This window comes from Alicyclobacillus vulcanalis (assembly GCF_900156755.1).
GTDB classification, from domain to species: Bacteria; Bacillota; Bacilli; order Alicyclobacillales; family Alicyclobacillaceae; genus Alicyclobacillus; species Alicyclobacillus vulcanalis.
Map to the genome: position 1 here is coordinate 1 of NZ_FTOO01000025.1, position 2,449 is coordinate 2,449.

At 53.9% G+C, this 2,449-nt stretch carries 1 protein-coding gene and 1 rRNA gene; both read right to left on the minus strand.

All coding sequences use genetic code 11. The annotated features are described in order from the left end of the window. Positions 1 to 144 precede the first annotated feature (144 nt). Complete coding sequence (locus tag BW934_RS14565; protein WP_084182644.1) at positions 145 to 1,851, minus strand: ABC transporter substrate-binding protein; 1,707 nt, start codon at positions 1,849 to 1,851, stop codon at positions 145 to 147. A 408-nt stretch (positions 1,852 to 2,259) separates the two neighbouring features. Beyond that, a 5S ribosomal RNA gene (gene rrf / locus BW934_RS14570) occupies positions 2,260 to 2,376 on the minus strand. Positions 2,377 to 2,449 lie beyond the last annotated feature (73 nt).

Sequence of the window (2,449 nt, forward strand, 5' to 3'; positions counted from 1 at the left end):
TGCAACGCGGGCTTTTTCTTGTCTCAGTGAGGTCTCTTCTCTTTTGCCTCGGAGAATCCTCCCAGAAGCAAACCCTACTCAAACTTTATACGCTCATGAGCCACGGACCAGCGTGCGCTGCCGTGGCTCTTCGCGGCCTACGGATCAAGATACGGGTTTCAGATGGTCAATAATGATGGCAGCTGCCTGAAAGGTGTATGGCGCCGGGTTAATCCACATGTTGTTTTTGGTGGGCCACCCGGTGAAGTGCGCATCGTTGTATTCGTACCACAGCTCGCCGTCGAACACCGGAATGACGGGCAGGTCTTCGGCAGCGATTCGCTCCACTTTGTACAGCGCCTGCTTCTGCACCTCCAGGTTTGTGGTGGAAGCAAACGTGGCGAGCGCTTGGTCGACCTGCGGATTGCGATACTGCTCGATGTTCCAGTTGCCTTTTGAGTCCAACATGTCAAAGTAAATGGTGTACGGCGTGGGTCCTTCATTGGTCCATGACAAGGCAAGATCGTAATTGGGCTTGATGCCGACACCTGGATTGATGGAATTGTAATAAGCGTTGAACTGCTGCTGCACGACGTTGATATTGATACCAATCGGTTGCAGCTCCTGCTTGATGAGGAGCGCGTCCTCGTCCCAGTCACTCCATCCTGACACCGTCAGTAAGTTAAACGACAGTTCCTTCCCGTCTTTTTCAAAGATGCCCTGGCTGTTCCGTCGAAAGCCGGCGCGCTCGAGAATTTGAATGGCCTTTTGGTAGTTGACCGTAAACTGGCGATCCTGGCTGGGCAGATGGGGATCGAGCCAAGACATTTGAGACGGGATTAAGCTTGTCGGCACCGGCAGAACGGAGTAGTTCGTCTCTCCGATTTGTTGGATGGCCTTGCGATTGATAGCCAGATTGATGGCTTGACGAACAGCCAAGTTCGCCAACAAGGGATTATTGAAGTTTGGATAGAGTTCTACGACCCCACCAGGCGGGAAATCGTAGTGGTGATGAGCAGGATCGGCCGCCACAAAGGTTTTTTGAATATCTGGAATGTCGATGCCTGACCAGTCCACCTGACCGCTCGCGAGTGCCAGATCCGCAGCCTGATTGCTCGTGTAGGCAGGATATCGCACGTACTTCACCTTGGGCGCGCCGAGATAATAGAGGCGATTGGCCTCAAACGTGTACTGCTGTGGCGAGAAGGAGATGAGCTTCAACGGTCCGGTTCCAATCGCCTTTTGCCACGTAATCTTCACCTTTGTGGGATCGCCCAAAGAGCTCCATTCGTGTTCCGGCACGATGTAGGTGCCGCCAAGCACGTATTGCTGAGCAAAAGGAATGTCGACTGTCTTGAAATCAAATTCGACCTCATACTTGCTGATGGCCTTCACACTGGACAGAACGGACCAAACGATGTTTGTATCCGCATCGGGATACTTCTTCAGCTCGTCGAACGTAAAAACGACATCCTTCGACGTGAATGGAGTCCCATCCGTCCATTTCGCGTTGGTTCGCAGTTGTACGAGAAGGGTCTTCCCGCCATTTGCAAAGTGGTAGCTCGTCCCGAGCAAATCCCAGGTCTTTCCTGTTAGGTTGTCGAAGTAGAAGAGGGTCTCATAAATGTTGCCGTAGGTCCCATCGTTCGTACTTGGATCGAAAGGATTAAAGTTGTCCGCAAAATTTCCCTTGGGACTCGTAATGACGGTGAGTGTGTCTTGGGCCGAACCCACGGCTGCTGCAGGGGTTCCTTGCCCAGGCGCATTCACTTGTCCAGACGGCTGGTGCACGGCCGAGGCCGTACCACATCCCGCAACACCCAAAACCAGCGTGGCAGACACTCCGGAAAGCCACAACTTGCTTCTCCGCATCTGCATAACCCCCTCTATGGTACGCAAACCGAAATGGATCATAGGAACAACCATCCGAAGATGCTTTAGGCCTTTCTCTGGCGATCTTATCGATTTAGTTATGCGTTTTCAAGGCTTGAATAGATTTTTTCTCAATTTGATTTGTCTGATTCCTTAACTAATATGAACCCGACCGAGAGGCAAACGCATGCTCTCTTGCAGGGAGATCGTCAGGGACTGGGTGGCGCTGCGCGAGGGGGAGACGGTTGGAATGCAGGGAACGGTGGGGTTCGCACGGGCCGTTGCTTGGCTGCCCCGATTGGTGGGCGATTCGCCTTTGCGTGGAGGTCCATGGGGGTCTCTCGGCAGGTTGCGAGGGGATGCAGACACGAAAAAAGGCCAGGCATCAACGCCTGACCTTCTCTCCTCGCCTGGCAACGACCTACCTTCCCAGGAGGCTGCCCTCCCAGTATTCTCGGCGCTGGAGGTCTTCACGTCCGTGTTCGGGATGGGTACGGGTGTTTCCCCTCCGCTTTGGTCACCAGACATCAGCTTCGCTCCATGCTCCCTCGGAGGGCTTCGGCCTTCGGCCTGCAGATCTCCTCGTTCGCATGTCGCT

Coding starts and splice junctions, on each gene's coding strand:
- BW934_RS14565 (WP_084182644.1), bottom strand. CDS start 1,851: ATGCGGAGAAGCAAGTTGTGGCTTTCCGGAGTGTCTGCCACGCTGGTT.